The organism is Natrinema altunense (assembly GCF_000731985.1).
Lineage (GTDB): Archaea > Halobacteriota > Halobacteria > Halobacteriales > Natrialbaceae > Natrinema > Natrinema altunense.
In genome coordinates this window covers 124,821-148,177 of the sequence record NZ_JNCS01000004.1, presented here as the reverse complement: position 1 = coordinate 148,177, position 23,357 = coordinate 124,821, and the positions used below count along the sequence as shown (strand labels likewise).

Annotated in this window: 17 protein-coding genes and 1 pseudogene; 9 read left to right on the top strand and 9 right to left on the bottom strand. The window is 65.8% G+C overall.

Annotated elements, in window-relative coordinates; all coding sequences use genetic code 11:
* Positions 1 to 100 precede the first annotated feature (100 nt).
* Positions 101 to 4,039, bottom strand: a complete 3,939-nt coding sequence (locus ALTAJ2_RS09670; protein WP_239647722.1) for a S8 family serine peptidase — start codon at positions 4,037 to 4,039, stop codon at positions 101 to 103.
* Positions 4,040 to 4,421: 382 nt separating this feature from the next.
* Positions 4,422 to 5,165: a DNA polymerase sliding clamp gene (locus tag ALTAJ2_RS09665; RefSeq protein ID WP_007109897.1), complete on the bottom strand. Its 744-nt coding sequence runs from the start codon at positions 5,163 to 5,165 to the stop codon at positions 4,422 to 4,424.
* 369 nt (positions 5,166 to 5,534) lie between these two features.
* Between ALTAJ2_RS09665 and ALTAJ2_RS09660 the strand changes: the two genes are divergently transcribed.
* The gene (locus tag ALTAJ2_RS09660; protein ID WP_007109896.1) at positions 5,535 to 6,536 is read left to right on the top strand and encodes an arsenic resistance protein; all 1,002 of its coding nucleotides are present in this window, start codon (positions 5,535 to 5,537) and stop codon (positions 6,534 to 6,536) included.
* 162 nt (positions 6,537 to 6,698) lie between these two features.
* Complete coding sequence (locus ALTAJ2_RS09655; RefSeq protein WP_007109895.1) at positions 6,699 to 7,472, top strand: 23S rRNA (uridine(2552)-2'-O)-methyltransferase; 774 nt, start codon at positions 6,699 to 6,701, stop codon at positions 7,470 to 7,472.
* A 62-nt stretch (positions 7,473 to 7,534) separates the two neighbouring features.
* On the opposite strand, the gene ALTAJ2_RS09650 is transcribed toward ALTAJ2_RS09655, so the two are convergent.
* Together ALTAJ2_RS09650 and ALTAJ2_RS09645 are read right to left on the bottom strand one after the other, a co-directional pair.
* Positions 7,535 to 7,711 (bottom strand): hypothetical protein, encoded by a 177-nt coding sequence (locus tag ALTAJ2_RS09650; RefSeq protein WP_007109894.1) that lies wholly within the window; start codon positions 7,709 to 7,711, stop codon positions 7,535 to 7,537.
* 191 nt (positions 7,712 to 7,902) lie between these two features.
* Positions 7,903 to 10,227, bottom strand: coding sequence for a twin-arginine translocase subunit TatC (locus ALTAJ2_RS09645; protein ID WP_007109893.1), 2,325 nt, complete (start codon positions 10,225 to 10,227; stop codon positions 7,903 to 7,905).
* 141 nt (positions 10,228 to 10,368) lie between these two features.
* On the opposite strand from ALTAJ2_RS09645, the gene tatC reads away from it, so the two are divergent.
* The 4 genes from tatC to ALTAJ2_RS09625 all read left to right on the top strand — a co-directional run bounded on the left by tatC (position 10,369) and on the right by ALTAJ2_RS09625 (position 16,390).
* On the top strand, positions 10,369 to 11,337 hold the full coding sequence (tatC, locus tag ALTAJ2_RS09640; RefSeq protein WP_007109892.1) for a twin-arginine translocase subunit TatC: 969 nt from the start codon (positions 10,369 to 10,371) through the stop codon (positions 11,335 to 11,337).
* A gap of 328 nt (positions 11,338 to 11,665) precedes the next feature.
* Positions 11,666 to 13,807, top strand: coding sequence for an assimilatory nitrate reductase NasA (gene nasA / locus ALTAJ2_RS09635; RefSeq protein WP_049900642.1), 2,142 nt, complete (start codon positions 11,666 to 11,668; stop codon positions 13,805 to 13,807).
* Between the two features lie 447 nt (positions 13,808 to 14,254).
* Positions 14,255 to 16,024 carry a nitrite/sulfite reductase gene (locus ALTAJ2_RS09630; protein ID WP_007109890.1) on the top strand — a complete coding sequence of 590 codons (1,770 nt, stop codon included), beginning with the start codon at positions 14,255 to 14,257 and terminating at the stop codon, positions 16,022 to 16,024.
* 81 nt (positions 16,025 to 16,105) lie between these two features.
* A complete protein-coding gene (locus tag ALTAJ2_RS09625; protein ID WP_007109889.1) occupies positions 16,106 to 16,390 on the top strand; it encodes an amphi-Trp domain-containing protein in 285 nt (94 codons plus the stop codon).
* Positions 16,391 to 16,453: 63 nt separating this feature from the next.
* Here the strand turns inward: ALTAJ2_RS09625 and ALTAJ2_RS09620 are convergent, their stop codons facing one another.
* Entirely contained in the window at positions 16,454 to 16,810 is a 357-nt protein-coding gene (locus ALTAJ2_RS09620; protein WP_007109888.1) for a hypothetical protein, read from the bottom strand.
* Positions 16,811 to 17,282: 472 nt separating this feature from the next.
* Positions 17,283 to 17,450, bottom strand: a pseudogene (locus ALTAJ2_RS20065) (ATP-dependent sacrificial sulfur transferase LarE); the annotation flags it as partial.
* A gap of 135 nt (positions 17,451 to 17,585) precedes the next feature.
* Between ALTAJ2_RS20065 and ALTAJ2_RS09610 the strand changes: the two are divergent.
* Entirely contained in the window at positions 17,586 to 18,155 is a 570-nt protein-coding gene (locus ALTAJ2_RS09610; protein ID WP_007109886.1) for a hypothetical protein, read from the top strand.
* Positions 18,156 to 18,221: 66 nt separating this feature from the next.
* Here ALTAJ2_RS09610 and ALTAJ2_RS09605 read toward each other — a convergent pair whose 3' ends face one another.
* From ALTAJ2_RS09605 to ALTAJ2_RS19690, 3 genes are all read right to left on the bottom strand, one after another.
* Positions 18,222 to 18,431: a hypothetical protein gene (locus ALTAJ2_RS09605; RefSeq protein WP_007109885.1), complete on the bottom strand. Its 210-nt coding sequence runs from the start codon at positions 18,429 to 18,431 to the stop codon at positions 18,222 to 18,224.
* Between the two features lie 63 nt (positions 18,432 to 18,494).
* Positions 18,495 to 19,454: a DUF368 domain-containing protein gene (locus tag ALTAJ2_RS09600; RefSeq protein WP_007109884.1), complete on the bottom strand. Its 960-nt coding sequence runs from the start codon at positions 19,452 to 19,454 to the stop codon at positions 18,495 to 18,497.
* A gap of 305 nt (positions 19,455 to 19,759) precedes the next feature.
* On the bottom strand, positions 19,760 to 19,897 hold the full coding sequence (locus ALTAJ2_RS19690; RefSeq protein ID WP_007109883.1) for a hypothetical protein: 138 nt from the start codon (positions 19,895 to 19,897) through the stop codon (positions 19,760 to 19,762).
* Positions 19,898 to 19,951: 54 nt separating this feature from the next.
* On the opposite strand from ALTAJ2_RS19690, the gene ALTAJ2_RS09595 reads away from it, so the two are divergent.
* Both ALTAJ2_RS09595 and ALTAJ2_RS09590 read left to right on the top strand, forming a co-directional pair.
* The gene (locus ALTAJ2_RS09595) at positions 19,952 to 21,187 is read left to right on the top strand and encodes an RNA-guided endonuclease TnpB family protein (protein WP_049900615.1); all 1,236 of its coding nucleotides are present in this window, start codon (positions 19,952 to 19,954) and stop codon (positions 21,185 to 21,187) included.
* Positions 21,188 to 21,333: 146 nt separating this feature from the next.
* Positions 21,334 to 23,340, top strand: coding sequence for a MutS-related protein (locus ALTAJ2_RS09590; protein ID WP_007109881.1), 2,007 nt, complete (start codon positions 21,334 to 21,336; stop codon positions 23,338 to 23,340).
* Positions 23,341 to 23,357: the final 17 nt, after the last annotated feature.

Below are 23,357 nucleotides of genomic sequence, written 5' to 3'. Positions count from 1 at the left end.
GCTCGAACGCGAGCCTTCCCCGAGTCGGCCGTGACTCGAGCGGAGACGGGGATTACAGCGGTAGCGAGGCGAAAGCCACCCCTTCAGGGGTGGGAAGAGGTCAAGCTGCGCTCGGCGTCGGCGAGACGGGTCGGTGGCTCAGTGGGGCCACGCGCTCGCTCTCATCGTCGGTCGCATCGTTGACCGTGACGGTTCGGAGCACGCGGTCGTCCGCGGTGAAGACGCCGATCCGACTGGTTCCGGTGGCCTGTTCGTCGAGCACCTCGGACTCGATCTCGAGCGTCGTCGTCTCGCCGGCTTCGAGATCGACGACCGTACTATTGATCGAGACGATATCGTCGGCCAGCCGTGCCCGCTTCCCGTCTTCGAGACCCGGACCGAACTCGACGTCGACGATCTGTGACGCCCGTTCGGCGCCCCGGTTCTCGAGTTCGTACGTGACCGTGTACTCGTCGCCGACATCGAGATCCGTCTCGTTCACGGAGACAGCCGTGATCTCGAAGAACGCGTTCGACTCGAGTGCGATGGTTTCGCTCTCGTCCAGCGGAACGGTCTTCGGTTCGAACTCCTCGGCGGTGACGGTCACCTCCTGTTCGACATCGGTCGGGAGTGCCGGGAGCGTGAAGGTCCCGTCGGCACCGGTCGTCGCCGAGACGGTGGTGTTGTTCACGTGAACGGTTGCCCCTGCGACGGGGGCACCGTCGGCACGCCGTTGGACGGTGCCCGTCCGTCGCTCGGCGTCGATCTCGAGGTCCTCGTAGGCCGCGTCGAGCGTCGTTCCCTCGTCGACGGTGGGCTCGAGGTGGCCGTCCTCCGTCGCGAACACGAGGTAGCCGGTGAACGGACTGACCGCGTTGGTGGTCTCGTCGAAGAGTTCGATGCCGTCGAACTCGCTCTCGGGAACCATCTTCGAGTCGGGGGCCCGCTGAACCCGGGTTACGCTGCGGATGGCGTCCGAATCGTGACCGAACGCCGCCTCGGGATCGTCGTAGACGGGCGCCGCGACGAAGTTCCAGCCCCGCTCGATGTCGCGCGGTTCCGTCACTTCGTCGCCGGTACCGGGCGTCCCGGCCATTTCGACGGTCATGGTCGTGTCTTCGACCGGACTCACGAGGAGTGCGTCGAGCGGCTCGACCTCGTCGTCCCGGCTCGGCTGTTCCCAGCCCTTCGTCGTTTCATTGTACATCAAGACCATGGCGTTAGTCTCGTTCGGAACGACGTCACCGACAGTGCCACCCTCGACCGGGCCCGGCAGCCCGACGGAGTAGACCTTTCCGCCCTCCATCGAGAGTTCGAACGTCGGATCGCTGCCGACCGTGAGATGCCGCTCGATCGGGTCGAGGTCCTCGTTGAACCGGGCCGTCGTGCTCGCCGGTCCGTAGCTGGTCGCGTTCGCAGTGATCGTCCATTCGCCGGGTGCGTCGACGATGACGGCGTACTCGCCGGCGCTATCGGTGACGGTACTGACCCGTCTGTCGCCGTTCGTCGCCGTGACTTCGATGCCGGGCAGTGGGTTGACCGTGTCCGCGTCGGTCACCGTCCCCGTGAGTTCGCCGCCGACGATTTCGGTGGTGAACTGCTCTTTCTGGATCGGTGCCAGCGTGCCGTCGAGGAGCACGAACCGGTGGTCGACGGTTTCGCCGGTGTCGGCGATGTACGACCACGGTGTCGGCGTCCCGTCACCGTACGAGAGGGTACGATTGTACGTCGTGGTTTCGCCCGGCTCGAGTTCGAACTCCTCGGACGCGAAGTCCCCGACCGGCGTCTTCCAGACCACGGTGCCGTTCTGGGTGACGTCGTCGTCCGTGTTCTTGACGACGACGTCACCCGGTGCGATCTGCTCGCTGGCAAGCGCCTCCGCGACGATATCCGTCTCGACGATCCGCAGGGGATCGGCCTCCGTGATCTCGGTGACGACGGTCGTCGGCCCGGTCGTGACCGTTTCGGTCGTCCCGTCGCTCCCGACGAACGTGTGCTCGAGCACGATCGTTTCGCCTGCGGCGTCCGCTCCGTCGACGGTCACCTCGAGCGTCGCGGGCGTCGCGGTCATCGGTTCGTCGAACGTGACGGTGTCGCCCAGCACGTCGGATTCGATGCCGGCGAGGTCGACGGTCACGTTCGCTTCGTCGACCGTCGATTCGTTACTCAGTTCGACGGTGAGCGACTCCGCGTGGGCGACATCGACCGCAACTTCGGCCGTCGTTCCTGCCTCGAGTTCGCTGGGTTGTCCCTGCACGACCTCGAGAGCGAACTGTTCGTCGAGGACGATGTCCCGTTCGACCGACTCGCTCGCATCGATCGCGGCCGTCGCATTCTCGTAGCCGAACGCGCCGGCGGCGGTCACGTTGTATCGACCCTCGGTCACGTCGAACGCGAAGGTTCCGTCGGCGGCGTACTGTGTCCGATCCGCGTCGTCGATCGTGACTGACGGGCCGCTCCCGTCGGGAACGCCCTCCGAGCGGTCCGTGATCGGGGTCCCGTCGCCGTCGACTACGGTTCCCTCGATCCGACTGTCGTCCGCCAGCGCTGCGGACGCTGCGTACGCGTCGATGATGCCGTACCCGTACCGGACGTCGCGTTCGGTGTCGGTGTACAGGGTCTCGTACTGCGCGTCGCTCACTGCCTTCGCGTCGGCGGCGACCTGCTTACTGATCCTGTCGGGTGCCGGCTTCGTCGCCGTCTCCTCGAGGAGCGTTTTTATCTCGGCCGGATCGTCGGCACCCTGAGCGGCCAGGAGTGCGGCCACCCCGCTGGTGTGTGGCGCGGCCATACTGGTGCCGGACAGCTCCGCGTACGCGTCGTCGCCGCCGGTGTAGGAGCTCCGGACGTCGACGCCGGGTGCGGAGACGTCCGGCGTCACGTACGTCTCGGGCCAGTCGTCCGGTGCGATTGGCCCCCAGTCCTCGTCGGTGGTCACCGTCCCACCGGTCGAGAAGTCGGCAATCTGCTCGTTCGCGTCCGTCGCACCGATCGCCAACGCGTCGTAGACGTTCGCCGGCGTTCCTTCGGACGCCGGACCGTCGTTGCCGGCGGAACTGACGACGAGCGTCCCCGCCGACTGGGCGTTTCGGATCACGTCGACGTAGATCCCCGCGAACCCGCCGCCGCCGAGGCTGAAGTTCGCCACGTCGGCGTCCTGCTCGACCGCTTCCTGCAATCCGGCGACGATCGCCGCAAGCGTCGTCGACTCCCGCTCGGGCATCCCCGGGAAGACGCCGATCGGGATCAGCTCCGCGTCGGGTGCGACGCCGATCCGCTGGCCGTCGGCGTCACCGCCCAGGATCGTCCCGGCGACGTGGGTACCGTGCCCGTTCCGGTCGTAGGGCTCGCTCTCGATTTCGCTGCCGTCGAAGTCGAACTCCGCCCAGTTGTCCGCGACGTCCTCCCGGTCCGCGAACTGCTCGTGGGACGCCGTTAGGCCGGTGTCGACGACGGCGACCGAGACGCCCTCACCGGTCGCGTCGAACTCCTCCCACACCGCGGGTGCGTTCACCTGATCGAGACCGTAGGTGACCTCGCCGTCGGCGGGCGACCCGTCGGTCACGTTCGGCTCGCCGAGTTCGACCTCGTAGTTCGGGTGGAGTTCGGTCACTCCGTCGACCCGCGCGAGGTCCTCGAGATCGACCCGCGTCGTGTCGATTTCGACGAGGGCCGCGTTCGTGAGCCAGAACTCGGTGACGATTTCGACGCCACCGACGCCATCGGCGTACGTCTCGAGGGGCCGCTGTGTCGCTGCTGCCTCCCGCTTGAGCGCGGTCGCACTCGCAGCGTCGGTTGCGGTTGCGAACTCCGATACCTCGGCGTCCATGCGTACGAACACTTCGACGGTGTCCGCCGCGGCCGCCGACTGTTCGAGTTCGGACTCGATCCGAACGTCCGCTCCTGACTGTGTCTGTACGTCCGAAACCGTAAGCGCGTCTTCGTCTGCTTCGGCACTCGCATCCGTGAGGCTTCCCGTTGCCGCGACGACTGGCGATGTCACCAGCAACAGCGTCATCACCGCCACGAACACGGTCGATCGGCTGGAACCGTCCATCATCGTTACAGGAAGCAACCGACATTACTAAAGGCAATAAAAGTATGCAATCCGGAAGGTGTAAAATACTAATTCAAATAAAAATCATAGTGCATCAATAGCCATAGCGAATACCGCTGGTACATTCCGACCGGTGCGGCACACTCGCCCGCGTCCGTCGGAGCGGCCTCATCCGTGCCACAGTCACCGCATCACCGAGCACTGGCATCCGATACCGACCGTGCGGTCCTCGAGCGGTGCCGAGTGTTGGCACTCCGGGTATGACTGCTGGGTCTCGAACGGCTGGGGCGTGTCCCCCGGACGGAAGACCGACGCGCTCGGGTGCTGCCCCTCGAGACATCGGTTTCGCGAGAAAATCGGCGCTACTGCTCGCGTGGCGCGTTCGTCAGTCGCTCTGGATCCGCGGTGCGAGCATGTACGTGACCTGTCCCTGTCCCTCACCGAACCCGAAGTAGATCTTGACGGGGAACTCCTCACCGAGGTCGAGCGTGACTTCGGTGTCCTTGGGGATCGCCTTGTTCATGTCCTTGAGATAGTCCAGCGAGAACAGGGAGTGTGCGGGGCCGATCTGAAGGTCGATCAGATCGTCCTGGGTGAGTTCGAGGTGCACGTCGTCGGTATCGCCCTCCGCGTCGACGTAGAAGTACTCCTCGGTCTCGTCGACGCCGAGCGCGATGTGATCGGAAACCATGTCTGCGGCGGTCACCGAGCGGTTGACGTCGTTGCCCTCGAGGACGACCTCCGCGGGTAGATCGAGGTCCGGAATGTCCGGCTCTTGGCGGATCGAATCGGGATCGATGAGTGCGAGCGTGTACTCGAGCCCGTCGATCTGGATGTGGAGCTTGCGGGTCTCCTCGTCGAGTTCGAGTTGGATGAGCTGGCCGGAATCTGCCATGCCAGCGATATCCTCGAGCCGCGAGAGGTCGACGCCGATCAGCCCGCCGTCCGCTTCGTAGGACTCGAACGCAGCCGCATCGAGCGAGAGGTCGACCATCCCGACGTTCGCCGGATCGACGGCCCGGATCTCCAGCCCGTCTTCCTCGAGGTGGATCTTGCACTCGTCGACCAACACGCTCACCGAATCGAGCGCGCTGGTGAGCGTTTCGGCGCTCACGATGGCCTTGAACATATAGGTCGGCGTACGGACGGTCGACATAAAAAGCCACCCTTTACGCGCGGCCCCGCCCGGGGTCGCTCTCGACTCGTGATCGGCAGCGGACCGGCAGACCGCGCCGCCTCGAGTCGCAGTTCGTCCGGTAGTCGGCGAGACGATATCGTAGCAACTGAAACGATTTACACACTGATCACAACGCCGTCGTGCGATCAGGTGTGCAGCGACGGTCGGTGACTACTATAGTAACAACTGCAACTATTTACACACTGATCGCACAGCTGTCGTGCGATCAGGTGTGCATTGACTTGCAGTGGCTACTATATCGGACGGTGTCCCACCCACGGAGACCGCGGCGTTTTCCCTCTCACGACCGAACCCACGTCCATGATCGGTCCGCGTTGGCTCCAGCGACACCAGATCGCCGTTTACGCGGTCGCCGTCCTCCTCGCGGTCGGGATCGGGCTCGGGACGCCCGCCGCCGCGTCGTTCTTCGAGCGGCTCATCACGCCCGTGCTGGCGGTTCTCCTGTACGTGACCTTCCTCGAGATTCCGTTCGTCCGGTTCCGTCGGGCCGTCACGAACGGCCGGTTTATGGCTGCCGCCCTCGGGATGAACTTCGTCGTCGTGCCGGCGGTCGTCTACGGGCTGACTCGAACCCTCCCGCAAGAACCCGTCCTCCTCGTCGGCGCGTTCATGGTGTTGCTGACGCCGTGTATCGACTACGTCATCGCGTTTACCGACCTCGCGGACGGCGACGCCGAGCAGATCACCGCCGCGACGCCGGCGCTGTTGATCGTTCAATTGCTCCTGTTACCGGCGTATCTCTGGCTGTTCATGGGCGGTCGAATCGCCGACATCGTCGATTCCGGGCCGTTCGTGGAGGCCTTCGCGACGCTCATCGCGCTGCCGTTGACGCTGGCGTGGCTGACCGAGGCGTGGGCGGTCCGCGCCGAACCGGGGCGTCGCTTCCAGTCGGCGATGGGCTGGCTGCCCGTCCCGATGATGGCGGCGACGCTGCTGGTCGTCATCGCGTCGCAACTACCCCGCGTACAGGACTCCATCGGCCGCATCGCGTCGGTCGTCCCCGTTTACGTCGCGTTCCTCGTCGTGATGCCGTTGCTCGGCCGGTTCGCGGCCGCCCGCCTGGGAATGGCGACCGGCGAGGCCCGCGCGCTCGTGTTTACGGCGACGACGCGGAACTCGCTCGTCGTATTGCCCCTCGCGCTCGCGTTACCGGCGGGCTACGAACTCGCGCCCGCGGTCGTCGTGACCCAGACGCTCGTCGAACTGGCGGGGATGGTCGTTCTCACGCGTGCGGTGCCGGCGTGGCTCGTCCCCGAGGAGCCCAGCCGCGCGTTCGGACGGCCGGTTCTGCGCAACGACTGAGACCGCGGTCGGGCTGTCGACCCCGTCGCACGATTTTCGCTTTCCGGCCGCGCACGCGAGTTGCGTCAGCCCTTTCACCGCACGACGCATTTCTCAGGGTATGACTGACGCGAACGCGAGTACGAGGGGACCGAAAGCGCCACGAACGCCGGGAGGGGAGCTATGACGCGCGATCACTACTACAACAAGGCGAAACAGGAAGGCTACCGCTCCCGAGCGGCCTACAAGCTCAAACAGCTCGACCAACTCGAGAACGTCATCGACCGCGGCGACACGGTCGTCGACCTCGGGGCCGCTCCCGGCGGGTGGCTCGAGGTGGCCGCCGAGGAAGTCGGCCCCGAGGGGAACGTCATCGGCGTCGACTTCCAGCGGATCGACGACTTCGCGGATCACGACACCGTCGAGACGCTCCGCGGGGACATGACCGAGGACAAGACCCGCAAGCGGGTGGTCGACGCCGCCGACGGCTCCGTCGACGCCGTGATCTCGGACATGGCACCCAACATGTCCGGCGAGTACTCGCTGGACCAGGCCCGTTCGCTCCACCTCGCACGACAGGCGTTCGAAACCGCCCTCGAACTCCTCGACAGCGGCGGCGATTTCGTCGTGAAGGTTTTCGAAGGGCCGGACGTCGACGACTTCCGGGCCGATGTCGAGGAGGAGTTCCAGTACGTCCGCGCGACCTCGCCGAAGGCCAGCCGCGACGAGTCATCCGAGGTCTACTTCATCGGGAAAGGCCGGCTCACCGCCCCGGTACGGCCGGGCGACGAACTCGAGGTCGAGATCGAAAGCGTCGGGGACGAGGGCGACGGCATCGCGTCCGTCGACGGCTACCGGCTGTTCGTGTCCGGGGCCGAAGAAGGGGATACGGTCGCGGTGCGCGTCGAAGACGTCAAGCCGAACTTCGGGTTCGCTCAGCGACTCGACCGGGACTGAAGCCGCGTCCCGCCGGTCGTCCCGCTCGCGTTGCGGACCCCCGGTTCGGCCGCTGACGACCGCTATTCTTGATCCTCGAGCCGGTCGTGTCGTTTGTCGATCTCGTCTAGAATATCCAGATTCTTCCTGATCGACGATCGAATCGCGTCGCTGCGGTTGACGAACTTGCCGTCGTCGCCGACGTGATCGTCCAGATCGTCGAGGAGTTCCTGTGGGATTTCGACGCTGATCTTGGGCATCAGTCTGGCTGGGCGTTCGCAAGTCGCCGACTTAACAGTAGTCACTCGCACGGATTCGCCAGCCGGCTTCACTGTCGGTCGCCGCCCACTCCGCCAGCGGTTGTTCGCGCTCCATCTCAGGGGACACGAGACCGAACGCGGAGTCCGAACGGGCGCATCTCGAGCTGAACGTCACAGAAAGCGTGGGGCCGTTACTCCGTGGCAGCGACGCCGGCGTCTTCGGCCTCAGGCTCGGCCGCCGATCCGCCACCGCCGCCGAACAGCCGGCCGCCGGCGGTCAACACGTAGAGGACAGCGAGTCCGAGCAGGTAGGTGAGCGAGATCGGGATGGCAAACAGCAACATCATGAGGATCCCCTTCGGGCTGAAGAAGGCGGCGACGACGAAGATGCCGACCACAACCGGCCGCCAGCGCTTGAGCATCGAGCGGTAGCTGACGATGCCGCCGACGTGGAACAGGGCCATCGTGACGATGATGTTCAACAGGAAGCCGATACCGACGGTGGTGAAGATCACGAGCCAGAAGAAGCTCTTGATCCGGTAGGAGACGACCATCTCGTTGGCGAGCGCGTCGGAGACCAGATACGAGATGATCGACGGCGCGACCCAGAAGAACCCGAGGTAGGTCCCGACGGCGAAGCCGGCCAGCAGACCGCCGCCCCAGACGATGAACGTGCGACGGTCGCCGTAGACCAGGCCGCGCTCCTTGGCTGGTTCCCAGGCATAAAACAGGATCACGGGCAACGTGACGACAAGGCCCGCGAGGGCGCTCACCTTCGCCTCGAAAATGAGCACCTCGACCGGATGCAAGGCGACGACGATGTCCATCTTTTCGATGAGTTCCGAGAGGGACAGCGTGCTCGGATCGACGCCTTCCTCGACGACCTCTTCGAGCACGTGCCGGGGAACACGATCGAGGAAGAGTTTGAGGATATCTCCGAGGCCGCCCGAGTACAGCCAGAAGAAGGTTCCCCCCATGACGACCATGAAGAGCCCGACGATGCGGAACACCTTCGAGGTGAGGCTGTTGAAGATGAAGGCGATGTCGTAGGCATAGCCCCCGATGTCGTCCTCGGTCGTCTCGTCTTCGGTGAACGGATCGAGCATGCCCGCGGCGGTGCTCGCGACGAGGCCACCCTCGTCCTCCTGGCTCCCCGCCGCTCCCGTCGCGGCCGCGCCTTCCGCTGCCGCCGCCGACTCGTCGTCCATCTCCTCGATCGTATCGAACCGATCGAGGATCGCCTCGGCTTTCGCCCGGTCGTCGTCGTACATGGCCTGCCGGGAGTATTCGAGGGCCTGTTCCTCGCTCATCGTCCGGAAGACCTGCGTCGACACGTCCTCGATGTCGTCGACCGCGAGCGCCTCGAAGTCGACGTCCTCGTGAGTGTCCGCCCGTCGAATGTCGTCCTGTCGCGGGTACACGGGCTGTTGGAGCACGTGAATCGTGTAGCCGAGCAGGACGACGAACCCGACGCCGGCCGCGACGACCAGGCCGACCCAGATCTCGCCGAGGAGACCGTGTTCGATCGCCATCGTCTCGAGGCCACCCGTCCCGCTGGGTCGCAGCCACGACGGGAACGTGGGATAGACCGACTCGCGGAGGTAGCCGAAGCCGCCCTGGTTGACCGCGGCGGTGGTTCCGAGTGCGACGACGGCCAGAACGCCGCCGAACTGAAGGAGACGGCGTTTCACGTGGGTCGTCCCCGTGCCGGCGTATTTCGCCGCGCCGCGCCGGCGGACGTTGGTGACCACCTTGGCCAGCCCGAGGCTGAAGACGTAGAGGACGACCATCGGCATCGCCCACATGACCTGCGTGAACGGGTCCGGCGGCGAGAACAGGGCCCCGAAGACGACGATGCCGACGACGGCGTGTCGCCACTTGTCGCGGAAGGTCTCGTAGGGAACGATCTCGGTGTAGGACAACATGCCCATCAACAGCGGCAGTTGGGCGGCGAGGCCGAACGACAGCGTCAGCAGCGCCATGAACTCGGTGAACTCGGTGATGCCGTAGCTGGGTTTGATGCCGGCACTGACGGCGTTCCCCGCGAGGAATCCGAAAGCATACGGGAAGAAGACGCTGTAGGCGTAGACGACGCCCGCCATGAACAACGACAGTGCCATCAGGATGAAGCCGGCGATGTAGCCCTTCGAAATCGGGATGGCGCTGGTGTAGCCACGGCGGCGGAGCGCTTTCCGAGAGAAAAAGAGTAAGGCCGGGATCGCGACGATGATGCCTGTGACCATTCCGATCTTCGCCTGGAGCAGGATCACTTCGAACGGCGTCCGGGTGATGATATCGGTCGAGCCGGCGACGTTCTGGCCCATCTTGGCCCTCGCGGTCGCCTTGAGGAAGTCCCAGACGACCACGCGCAGCGCGTAGAAGGAGCCGACGAAGCCAACGAGAAAGACGATAAACACCTTCTGAAGGTGCTGTTGGGCACCCGAGAGTAGTGCGCCGATCGTCTCCCGGCCGGAGTTGAGGGCCTTGGCAGTGTCCTCGTCGACGGCAGAACTCATTGGATACACGGTAACTGACATCCAGTTATCAACCTTTCGAGTGGGTACCCCGTTCGAGGGCCGCTCGAACGACCTTCTCGCTTTTCGATGGGGGTCCGTAAGAAAAAGGCCTATAACCAGCGGCCTATCAATATCCTGTAGATGTCGGACGAACCGGACGACCGCGATGTCGAGGGCCCCCGAGAGCCGGGTGATAACCCTGACGAGCGACGGTCAGTCGCGTCCGGCTCCGATTCCGACCCCACCGATTCCGGAGACGGATTGACCAAGACCGACGACGCGGACGGCCCAAGTCTCGAGACCGACGGCGAAGGCGTCGTCAGCGATCGGCACAACCCCGAGCCGACCTATCCCGACCGCGACGACGATATCGGCGGGATCTCGACGCCACCGGACGACGAGGAGATGCCGCTGGCGGACCACATCGAGGAGATGGTTCTCCGACTGGCGGTCGTCCTCCTGTTCGGTGCCGGCGGGACGGCGATCGGCCTGTTGTGGGCCTCCGACGCTATCGGATTCGTCTGGTTCAACGTCTTTCCACAGGGTGGTGACGCCCCGCCGCCGCACCTCTACAACCCGCTCGAGTTGTGGTTGACGCGGATCAAGATCTCCTCGCTGTTGGGGATCATGATCGCGTTGCCGGCGTTCGTCTACGAGTGTTACCTGTTCATGCGGCCGGGACTGTACCCCAACGAGCGCAAGTACTACCTCGCGGCCGTACCGACGAGCGTCGTGTTGGCGGCGGGCGGGATGGTGTTCTCGTACGTGCTGGTGTTGCCGCTGCTCTTCGAGTACTTCACGTACTACGCGGAGGGGAGCGCGGAGATCGCGTACGCGCTCGGTGACACGTTCAATCTGATCATCACGTTGACCGGCTTTCTCGCCATCGTCTTCCAGATTCCGCTGTTCATCATGCTGGCGATCATGATGGGCGTGACGACCCGTCGTTGGCTGGCCCAGAAGCGACTGTACTTCTGGGCGGCCTTCGCCGGCCTCTCGTTTATGTTCACGATCGATCCGACGATGATGGCCCCCATCCTCGTCGCCGTCACGATGATCCTGCTGTTCGAGGGGACGCTGCTCGTCCTCAAGTGGGTCGGACAGGAGTAATCGCGCCGCGCGCCAGTCCGGTCCCGTTTTGTCGATGTGTGTCCCCGTACCGCGCAGCTACACCGGCAGCGACGGGGTGACCGTTCGGTCGCCGATCGGGCGCGTCCACGCCGTATAATGGCCTTATATTGTCCCTATCCGTTCGCATATCGCGGACTCCCGCGCCATCGGACTGAAAAATTCGCGATCCGTAAACGATTATGGTTTAGTGCTTGTATCTGTTCTCTTATCCTGTGCATCATTGAATGATAATCAGTCGTCTTCCCTCATGCGGGCGTGGTTGTAAATCACGAGCACCCGTTCGATCCGATACGGCGGGGTGGCCGCCGTGACCGATCTCGTTCCGACCACCTGTATGCGGTGTGCGGTCGGCTGTGGGCACGTCCAGCAGGTCCCCGATCGAGGGTACGGGCTCGAGAGCGTCCGCGGCGATCCCGGACATCCGGTCAATCAGGGGCTCGCGTGTCAGCGCGGCATCAGCGAGACGGCCACCCCTGACGGCGAGTGGCTGACCCGGCCGCTCGTTCGCGAGGATGGCGGACTCGTGCCGACGACCTGGGAAGCGGCGCTTCAGCACGCGGCCGACGGGCTCGGCACTGCGCTCGCCGACGGCGGCGACAGCGTCGCCGTGCTGGGTAGCGGCCAGCAGACGAACGAAGCCGCCTACGCGCTGGGCAAACTCGCCCGCGGCGGCTTCGGCACGCGGTACTACGACGCCAACACGACGCTGTGTATGGCGTCGGCCGTCACAGCGTACTACGATGCGTTCGGGAGCGACGCGCCGCCGCCGACCTACGACGATATTCCCGAGGCCCAGCGCCACGTCGTCTGGGGTGCGAACCCCGCGGCCGCTCATCCGGTCATGTTCCGCTGGATCCGGCAATCGGCTCAGCGGGACGACTCCGAACTGATCGTGGTCGATCCCGTCCACAGCGAGACCGCTGCGGCCGCCGATCACCACATCTCCCTCGAGCCCGGCGGCGACCTCGCGCTCGCTCGCGCCGTCCTCGCTCGCGTGATCGAGACGGACGGTGTCGCCGAGGACTTCATCGCCGAGGCGACGGTTGGCTTCGACGACCTCCGCGCGGACCTCTTCGACGCGGCCGTCGCCGCCGAGATGGCGGGCGTCTCGATGGACGATGTCGACCGCCTCGCGGCGGCGCTCGAGGTGCCGACCCTGCTCTACTGGGGGATGGGAATCAACCAGAGCGTCAACGGGACCGCGGCCGCGGGCGCGCTGATCGATCTCTGCCTCGCGACCGGCAACCTCCGGCCGGGTTCGGGACCGTTTTCGCTGACCGGCCAGGCCAACTCGATGGGGACCCGTGTCTGCTCTTCGAAGGGGACCTGGCCCGGCCACCGGCCGTTCACGGAGGCGGACCACCGCCGGGAGGTCGCCGAGGCGTGGGACGTGCCGGTCTCGCGGTTGCCGGACGAGCCGGGGCCGGGCCCGGTCGGCATCGTCGACGCGATCGGCGACGACGTCGAGGCCGTCTACGCGGTCGCGACCAATCCCGTCGCGGGCATGCCAGATGCCGTGCACGTCCGCGAGAAGCTCGATGACGCGTTCCTCCTCGTTCAGGACGCGTTCCACAGCGAGACGGTCGACTACGCCGATGTCGTCCTGCCCGCGGCGACGTGGGGCGAGTCCGAGGGGACGACGATCAACATGGAGCGGACCGTCTCCCGGGTGCGAGCCGCGACGGAGACACCCAGCGGGGTGCGGTCGGATCTCACGCTGATCGGCCAACTCGCCGATCGCCTCGCCCCCGAACTGTTCGACGGACGGCCGGACCCCGAAACGGTTTTCGACGAGTTCACCGCGCTGACCGCGGGCACTCCGGCCGATTGCTCGGGGATCAGTTACGATCGTCTCGAGGCCGAGACGGCGGTCCGCTGGCCGGCACCCGATGCCGACGCGTCGGGCGGCTACCGATACTACGGGGCCGACGGGAACGCACCGGACGATGTCCCCCCGGAATCGGTCGACGCAACCTGGTCGTTCAACACTCAGTCGGGCCGTGCGCGGTTCTCGACCGGTGAGGCCCGCCCGCTTCCCGAACCGACGGACGAGACGTACCCGTTCACGCTGACGACCGCCCGCCGCCCGGACGCGTACAACACCGGCGTTCGGACCCGCGAGGACGGGCCGCCGACGGCGCGGGTCAGCCCGGCGACGGCAGCGGCCTTCGCGGCTGAACTCGAGGCCAGAACTGACCGCGAGACCGGTGACACCGAACGGTACGCTCGCATCGTCTCTCGGCGGGCGTCGGTCACTGCGAGGCTCGAGGCCGACGAGGCGATTCCCGACGGGGTCGTCTGGCTGCCGATCCACCACTCCGAGGTGAACGATCTCACGCTGCCCGACGTCGACCCACGCTCGAACGAACCCAATTTCAAGCAGTGTGCGGTGCGCCTCGAGCCGCCGCGAGAACGGGATGTCAAGGCGGTCACGGAAGCGAGCGCCTGAACGCCGATGACGTGATCGATCCCGGAATCAGCGTCGGTCCCTCGACGCCGGACGTGTCCGACGATCGACTCCGCAGATGTTTTGCGTGCCGGGTTTCGGTTTGCCCACCTGTCGGTTCGACCCCGCTGGTGGACGCGCTCTCACGCGCGGGACCGCTAAGTCCGACGGGAACACTGCACCGACCCGCCACATAGGCGGACGAACCACGCCGGCAGCGCTTGAGATACCCAATTCCGTGCCCGTTCTACTCGCGATGTACGTCCTTATACAGACCATATCCCATTGGAGATGACACGTCCGCCCCCGAATCAGCAACAAAAACAAATGTATGTAAATGATTATGATTATATAGTTTAGAAACATGGGCTTAGAACGTGTATTAAGGCATGTTTGGAAGTCAAATACGTCGTTTCGATTCCGATCGTACGGTCGGTGAGGTGGGCCCGGATGGCGCATAACAAAGAAGCGCTCAAGGAGGGCTGTTACGGCGACGACGTCCGCGAGCACATCCTCGAGTTCGCGGCAAACGGCGGCTACGAGGCGATCCCCGAGGACGAACGCGAGACGTGGTTCACCCGGTTCAAGTTCTGGGGCCTGTTCCACCAGCGCGACGGGCAGGAATCGTACTTCATGATGCGCCTGACTAACGCCAGCGGCGTGTTGGAGCCCGGCCAGCTCCGGACGGTCGGCGAGGTCGCCCGCGAGTACGCCAACGGCCCCGTCGCGAACCCCGAGTTCGGCAACGGCTGGATCGACCTGACGACCCGCCAATCGGTGCAGTTGCACTGGCTCAAACTCGAGGACGTCCCCGGAATCTGGGACAAACTCGAGTCGGCCGGCGTTCACTCCCGATCCGCGGGCGGCGACACGATGCGCAACATCTCCGGCTGTCCGCTCCACGGCAAGGCCGAGGAGTTCGTCGAGGCCGGCCCCCTGCTCGAGCGCTTCGAGGAGGAGCTTCGCACGGACGACGCGCTCGCGAACATGCCCCGGAAGTTCAACATCAGCGTCTCGGGCTGTACGGTCGGCTGTGCACAGGATTCGCTCAACGACATCGGGTTCGAGCCGGCGACCAAGGAAATCGATGGTGAGGTCGTCCGCGGGTTCAACGTCCGGATCGGCGGCGGCCTCGGCGGCCGCCAGCCCCGCGCCGCGACGCCGCTGGATGTCTTCGTTCGTCCGGAAAACGCCTACGAGGTCGGCCGCGGCTTCGTCGAACTCTACCACGACTACGGCGACCGACAGAACCGCTCGAAGAACCGCGCCCGGTTCTTCGCCGAGGACTGGGGCATGGCGAAGATCCGCGAGACGCTCCAGGCGGAGTATGTCGAGTTCGAGATGCACACCGCGGGCGAGGACGTCCGGGAGGAGTACACCTACAACGCCGGAAAACCCGTCGAGGCGGGCCAGCACGACCACGTCGGCGTCGGCGACCAAAAAGACGGGCGGAACTACGTCGGCCTGAGCGTTCCCGTCGGTCGCCTCCCCGCCGAGGACGCCATCGAACTGGCCGCGCTCGCCGACGAGTACGGATCCGGCGAGGTCCGGCTCACCCGGCGTCAGAACCCCGTCATCGTCGATGTCGCGGACGCCGATCTCGAGGGACTGCTCGCGGAGCCGCTGCTCGAGACCTACCCCGCCGAACCCAGTCCCTTCGAGCGCGGCGCGATGGCCTGTACGGGTACCGAGTTCTGTTCGATCGCGTTGACCGAGACGAAAGCGCGGATGGCCCGCATGCTGCGCTGGTTCAACGAGAACGTCGAGTTGCCCGACGACGTCGGCACGATCAAGATGCACTACTCCGGCTGTACCGCGGACTGCGGGCAGGCGATGACCGCCGATATCGGCCTGCAGGGGATGCGCGCCCGCAAGAACGGCGAGATGGTCGAGGCCTTCGACATCGGCGTCGGCGGCGGCGTCGGCGAGGACCCCTCGTTCATCGACTGGGTGCAACAGCGCGTCCCCGCCGACGAAGCGCCCGGCGCGATCCGGACCCTGCTCGAGGCCTACGCGGCCCACCGTGCGGACGGACAGTCGTTCCGTGAGTGGGTCGATGCCACCGCCGAGGAGCAACTCGTCGAGTTCTGTACGCCCGAGGAGACGGACTTCGAAGCGCCCTACATGGCCGACGCCAAGCAGTCGTGGTACCCCTTCGCCGAGGGTGACTCCGCCGCGGCCCCGGCGGCCGACGACTCCGCGGCCCCCTCGGACGACTGAGACGCCGCCGACGCCGCGCCTCGAGCAACTCGCCGATTTCCCGAGCGTGTCTTTATCAGTTCACGGATCGTACTGTCTCCTATGCCCGAAGAAGTACTCTTCAAATCGGAAACCGACCGGAGTCGAGCGGAGATCGCGTCGCTGCTCCGTCGCGTCGCGGACAACCTGGCGGACGGCGAGTCGATCACGCTCACAGCGGGGGCCGACTCCGTGACGCTCGAGCCGCCCGCCAGGCCCACCTTCGAGGTCAAAGCCGAACGCGAGGGTCCGGACGACGGCCCGGGCGAGTTGAGCATCGAGTTCGAACTCGAGTGGGACGAGACCGACGGGGCGGACGGCGGTAGCGACACGCTCGAAATCGAGTGAGACGCCTTCGAGTCGGTGTCTCGGGGACGCGGCAGTGACTCGCGAGCGCGCTCGAGCCGTCGGTCACCGATGCTCGCGGGTTCGCTCGTAAGCGTACTCAAGCGCGTCCTCGAGCGAACCGGGGCCGTCGTAGCTGGCCGAGAACAGTTCCATGAAATCGCCGGCGATCCGGGTACACCGCTCGAACATCAGGACGGTTCGAACCCGGACCGTCTCGGAGAGATCGAGTCCCGGGTAGCTCGTCGCCGTCAGCGCGTAGCCGGGATGATCCTCGCCGTCGAGCGAGGCGGGCGCGACCTTCAGCCGCAGATCCCCTGACTCGTGGAGATACGTCCGATACTGCAGTTCCCGATCCGTGTCGGCCGGGGTGTACGTCCGGCACACTTCGGTTGTCCACTCGGACGGTACGTCGGTTTCCATCGATTACTGATACCGACCCCAGCGCTACGTTCGTATCGCAACGAGCAATATTATCGAACGAAAGTCCATACATTTCACCAATGGTGAGTTCTCCGTGCGAAACGCGGTTATATTTTGGATGCGCGTTTCTATTCGCGGCTCTCATCCGACCGATCGGTGAATCCGTACGCACTCCGACGGTCCGTTTCGCCGACAGCTCCGCCATCACAGGAGAGGACAGTCGCCGTCGGTCGTCCGCGCTCGTCACTCGAGAACCCGCTGCCGCTGTTATCGTGAGCGATCGGCACGGACGGCTGCATCGGCCGGGAGCGGGGCTCGAGCAGGCGCGAGAGCCCCGTGACCCGGGGGAGGGCAGGCCGGTCCCCAGTCTGACGCGAGCGACCGACGGGAGCGCGGGCCGACGACTGACTCGGCAGTCGCGCGTGGTGATGCTGACGGGGGAGCGGAGCGTTTCGTTTCGAGCGTTCCCTTTCTAATCACCGCCAGCGGACCCCGCCCCGACGGCGGACTCGTCGTTGGCTTCGGGACTGACGCTCCCGGTCCGGTAGCCGTGGAGATCGAGCGTGACGTGGTCGAAGCCGAGGTCCGCGAGTTCCGCCCGGACCGTCTCGACGAACTCGCGTTCCAGCGCTCGCTCGAGCCGTCGACGGCTGTTCCGACCGTTCCAGCCCCACCCGTCTCCGGCGATCCGTTCACGGCCATGACGGACCTACCAGTAAACAGCGTGCCGGACGGTTAAGACGGCGTCCGTAGTAGGGTTGCTATCCGGACCACTATGGCTGTCTCAGATCGATTGCGGCGACTGCGTTCGATCACCGACACGGAGGGACACACCAGCGACGTCGACGACCACTCCCGCGAGGAACACCTCACCGACGCGGTGGCCCGCGGGGTTCAGGGTGGGTTCGTCGCGACGCTGATGATGACTGCGTTCCGTCTCCCGCTCCTCCGATCGCTGCCGCCGTCGGCGAACTTCTGGTCGCAGTACGTCGCCGATGGCGAGCCGGACGATCACCCGATCGCCGGCCTCGCCCTCCATCTGCTCTACGGCGTCGGCTCGGGCGCGATCTTCGGCGGCCTGTTCTCCCTGTATACCGCCGGCCGATCCATCGAACCCGAAGGACGCGGGCTCGTCTGGGGCTCTATCTACGGGATGGTCCTGTCCGCGTTCGGCGTCCAGGTCATGCTGCACGCACTGCTCGATATCCGCCTCGAGGCCGACGAACTCGCGTTGTTTCACGCCGGCCACCTCGTGTACGGGCTCTCGCTCGGTGCCTGGGTCGGGTCCCGCACCGAGGGCGTCGAGAACCCCGATCGGGAGTACGAGTACGACACCGGCAACTAACCGTCTGCCCTGCTCAGTTCGTCGGCGTCGTCGAAGACGGCCCACGGTGGTTGCCATTGCGACGCTTCAGACGAGTGCCAACAGGAGCCAGACGCCAAGCGGCACGCCGACGGCCGTCGCGGCGGCTGCTCGAGAGAGGTCCGCCGCTCGTTCGAGCCCGCCGGTGAGCAGATACCACTGCCAGAGCACGGTCAGGACGGTCGCGGCCGCCACGAACGGCTCGATCGGAGCGAGCGCCGACTCGAGGAGTTGATCGACGGCCTCGCGAACGAACACGTCGAATCGGACGCGGTCGGCGACTGATACCGGACCTCGCTGGCACGCCCGGGCGCGATCCGCTTATTCCGGTTCGAACCCGCCGACCAGGTGCTCGAGGGCGAACAGGGCGATCGCGCCGAGTGCGGCCCACGCGGCCGTCAGCGCGATCGTCTCCGTCGTCCAGGCGTGCATGTCGCCGATGTTGTGCAGGGGAGCGGGGATCGAGCCGGCGATGAGACTCACCAGAAAGACGAGGGTCAGCCCGCGGTTGCGGGCCAGCGCGGTGCGGACGACGCGGGCGATCGTCACGAGGCCGACGGCGCCGCCGACCACGAACAGGGCGACGGTCGTTCCCGGATCGATCACGGCCGCGACCGAGCCGCCACTGAGTAGGTCGCTGATCGCGTGGACGAACGCGCTCAGTTCGCTCGAGAGGAAGACGTACTGGCCAAACAGGATCAAGAGCAGCGAGCCGGACACCCCGGGCAGGATCATCGCGCTGACCGCGATCGCGCCGGCGATAACGATGACGACGGGTCCGCTGCCGGGGAGGTGGACGACATCGGCGGCGACCGACAATGCGAGCGTCGTCCCCACGATCGCGGCACCGATACGGGCCGGCGAGTCGAACGCGAGGCTCCGGCCGAGCGTGATCGCCGAGGCGGCGATCAACCCGGTGAAGAAGCCGAACATCGCGATCGGGTTCGATTCCGCGAGCGACGAGACGACCTCGGCGATGAGGACGACCGAGGTGATCACGCCGATACCCAGCGGTACCAGAAACTGCAGGTCCATCTCGAGGAGCGCTTCCCGCGCTCGAGGCCGACGCTCGCGGCGGTAGCCACGGAGCACGGCGATCGCTCGACGGGGCGTGAGCGCGGTGACCGCGGCGATCAGCCGGCCGTAGAAGCCCAGCAGGAGCGCGACGGTCCCGCCAGAAACGCCCGGGAGGGCGTCCGCGGCACCCATACAGAGCCCGTAGCCGTAGGTCCGCAGTAGCTCGAGGCGGTCGACGGCGACGTCGGATCGCTCATACTCCATGCGTTCGCTCCTGCGATCGCCGCCTCGAGTCGCGGACGGGTCGCGCTCGACGCCACCGGGTCGCGTTCACCGGACGGGACTGTCGTTTCGGCTGCATGCTCGAATGGGCGACGTGGGGCCGTATAAAAGTGCGACAACGCCGTCAGCGCGTGTTGCTCGCCGAACACGCTCCCGCCCTATGCGGGTCACCTCGATGACCGCCGACAGCGCTGACCACTGTGGCGGTCGACTCCGGCCATCTTAATTCAAGTAGGGAATCCCGCCCTTTAGGGCGGGAGGGAATGCGACATGGTGCTGACCAACCGCTACTCGGTGGCAGGGCCGGAATCCAATTCCCGTTGTGCGTGGAGTAGCATCCCGCGCCACGTCAGGCCGTGACGCTTCTTCGTGTCTTTCAGCGACTCGTACTGTTCCTCGTCTACCTCGATGTTGATGTTCTTCACGTCTCATGGTTTGTGACCGACGGTGTTAAGTGTGACTAACACTATTGTAGCATTGTGTCCGAGACGGTGACGAAGACGCTACAGGCCACGCTCGCAACGCCCACCACGGGCAAAGAGCAACGCCTACAGCGACTCTTGGACACCTACCGAACCGCACTCCACGACGCCTTCGACAACAGGGCGGATACAATGTCTGCCGTCAACGACGTTGTGACATCCTACGACCTGCCGTACCAAGCCAAAGACGCGCTCAAATCCTACGTCCCGAAACTCCGTTCGACGTACAACGCCGAGGAGTTGGACGACGAGCATCCGCTTCGGCTCGTCAACCGGGCCGCAAAGTTCGACTACTCCGACGAGCGCGAACACGGCTTCGTGTGGCAGGCCCCGCAACCCGGACGCGGGACGAACTTTTGGATTCCACTTCGGATTAACCCCGAGCAGGAGTCCCTGTGGTTCGACCTGCTCTCCGAAGACGCGAAGGCGGGCGAACTACGGCTACAGCGACACCGCACGTCGTGGGAGTTGCACGTCACCGTCGAATACTCGGTTGAAGAAACGACCGAACCGGACAACCCGACGTACATCGGCTTCGACGTAGGCGAGAGCGCGTTGATAACGGGCTGTGCCCTCAAACGCGACGCACCACGGAAGCCGATGCTCGTCAGCGGCAGTCAAGCGCGACACCTCCGCAAAGAGATGTTCACCACACTTCGCCGTCTCCAACAGCGGGACGCCGCCGAGTGGCGTGTGGACGAACGATTCGACCACTACCAAAACGCCCTCACCGATATTGTTGAGAAAGCGTCCCGGCAGGCCGTCGAGTACGCCCGTTCCTTCGAGAACCCCGTTATCGTTCTTGAAGACCTGTCGTACATCCGTGAACGGTTGGACTACGGCAAGTTCATGAACCGGCGACTCCACGCATGGGCGTTCGCTCGGCTACAGGGTCGAATCGAAGACAAAGCGACCGAGGCAGGGATTCGCGTCGAGTACGTCAACGCGGCGTACACCTCGCAGACCTGCCACGCCTGCGGTCGGCTTGGTCGGCGGAGTCAGCAAGCCGAATTTGTGTGTCCGCACGACGACTGCCACGTATCGAAGTTCCAAGCAGATATTAACGCGGCGGCGAACATCGCCCGTCGCGCTAACCCGTGGGGAGAGAGTGTCCGTTGGGAACCCGGACGCGATGACTCGCCACAGGACGGGAGCGCCTGTGACAGCGCCACAGTCCACCGCGAGACGAGCGAGAAGTCCTCGCAGATGACGCTCGCGGCCTACTCGGACTGAAACCTGCCTAACGGATTCCCACTGCTGTGGGAAGCCCCGCCGTTTACGGCGGGGAGGATGTCACTATGTGCCGAGATAGCATGACTGTCACGAAACGCCCGGGCGGGAGGTTTTTCTCGCTCCGGTTTGATACGCACCTCGAGACCATGGACCTCGAGTCGATTCCGGGCGTCGGCGAGAAGACGGCCCGAGCGCTGTCCGAACTCGACGATCCCGAGCGCGCGCTGCGGACGGGCGACGTGGCGACGATCGCGACCGCGCCGGGGATTTCCCAGGGCCGGGCCGCCCGGATCGCCCGCGGCGCGATCCGGCTCGAGCACGACGATCCCGGCGGCTTCCTCGCGACCGACCGCGCCCGCGAGGTCTACCGAACGGTCCGCTCGTTGCTCGAGGCGCGGACGGTCACTGACTACGCCGCCCAGCGACTCGCGACGATCTATCCGAGTCCCTGCCGGTCACGCATCGCGGAAGTGCAGGCGTTCGCCTGCGAGGCCCTCGAGCGCGATCCCGACCCCGACGTGCTCGCGGCGCTCGAGGGGGTGGCGCCGCTTCGGGAACCGGGCGACGTGCGGGTTCGCGAGCGGTGTCTGGCGACGACCGACGCCGAGCGCTACAGCGAGGCCCGCGAGGCGATTCCGGAACTCTCCGTCGAGATCGTCGAGGACGCGCAGGGGCTGGCCGAACTCGCGCGGGGGTACTCGACGGTGATCGCCCTCGACGAGTCCTTCGCCGGCGTCACCCTGGATGGGGACGTGCAGGTCCGACCCGACGCCCTCGAGACCCCGGCCGAGGTGGTCCCCGAGCGGCCGCTCGCCTTCTTCGCGCGCAATCGCGACCGACTGCAGGCCGCCATCGCGGTCCACCGGGCCGCCGATCTCGAGGCGGCCTGCGATCTCGCAGCGCTCGAGGACGGCCTCTCCCGGCTGACGGAAGACGGGACGGTCGCGGGCGACGACGAACTCGACCGGCTGACGACGGCGATCGACGACCTCGACGCGACGGCGAGTGCGGCCGAGAGCGTCGCCAACGATCACCTTCGGGAGGCGATCCGCGAGCAGGACGTGACGATCGAGGGGTCGGACCTGCTGTCGCTGGTCGAGCGCGGGGCCGGCGTCGACTCGCTGCTGTCACGCGAACTCGCCGACGAGTACGCCCGCGCGGTCGCGGCGGCCCGCGACCACCTCGTCGACGCGCTCGATCTCGACCAGGGGGAAAGCGAGATCGCCCGCCGCGCGTTCAGCGACGAGCCGACGTTTCCGGTCGAGCGCGACGAGGACGTGATCGGCCGACTGCGCGAGGAGTTGACGGCGGCCAAGGAACGGCGCGCCGGCAGGCTCAAACGCGACCTCGCGGCGGACCTCGCCGACCGGCGCGAGGGGGCTCGTCGACTCGTCCGTGACGCCCTCGAACTGGACGTCGAACTCGCGATCGCACGCTTCGCCGACGACTTCGCGTGTACGATGCCGACGGTCGTCGAGCCGTCCGATGTCGAAGACGGGACCGCCGCGGATGTCGGCTTCGCGATCGAGGGCGGTCGCTCGCCCGTGCTCGACGAACCGCTCGAGCGAATCGATCCCGTCGACTATGAGGTGTCGGGAGTCGCCCTGCTCTCGGGGGTCAACAGCGGCGGAAAGACGTCCACGCTGGATCTGGTCGCGAGCGTGGTCGTACTGGCACACATGGGGCTGCCCGTCCCCGCCGAGCGCGTTCGACTGCGTCGGTTCGACGATCTGCACTACCACGCGAAAACCCAGGGGACGCTCGACGCCGGGGCGTTCGAGTCGACCGTCCGGGAGTTCGCCGACCTCGCGCAGGGCGGCGAGGGCTCGCTCGTTCTGGTCGACGAACTCGAGAGCATCACCGAACCCGGCGCGTCGGCGAGGATCATCGCGGGCATCCTCGAAGCGCTCTCCGAGAACGGGGCGACGGCGGTGTTCGTCTCGCATCTGGCCGACGAGATCCGCGAGATGGCCGACTTCGACGTGACCGTCGACGGGATCGAAGCCGTCGGACTCGTCGATGGGGAACTCGAGGTGAACCGCTCACCGGTCAAAGACCACCTCGCGCGGTCGACGCCGGAGTTGATCGTCGAGAAACTGGCTGGCGAACACGACAGCGCGTTCTACGGAGCCCTGCTCGAGAAGTTCGAATAGCGGTCGCGTCTCGTTCC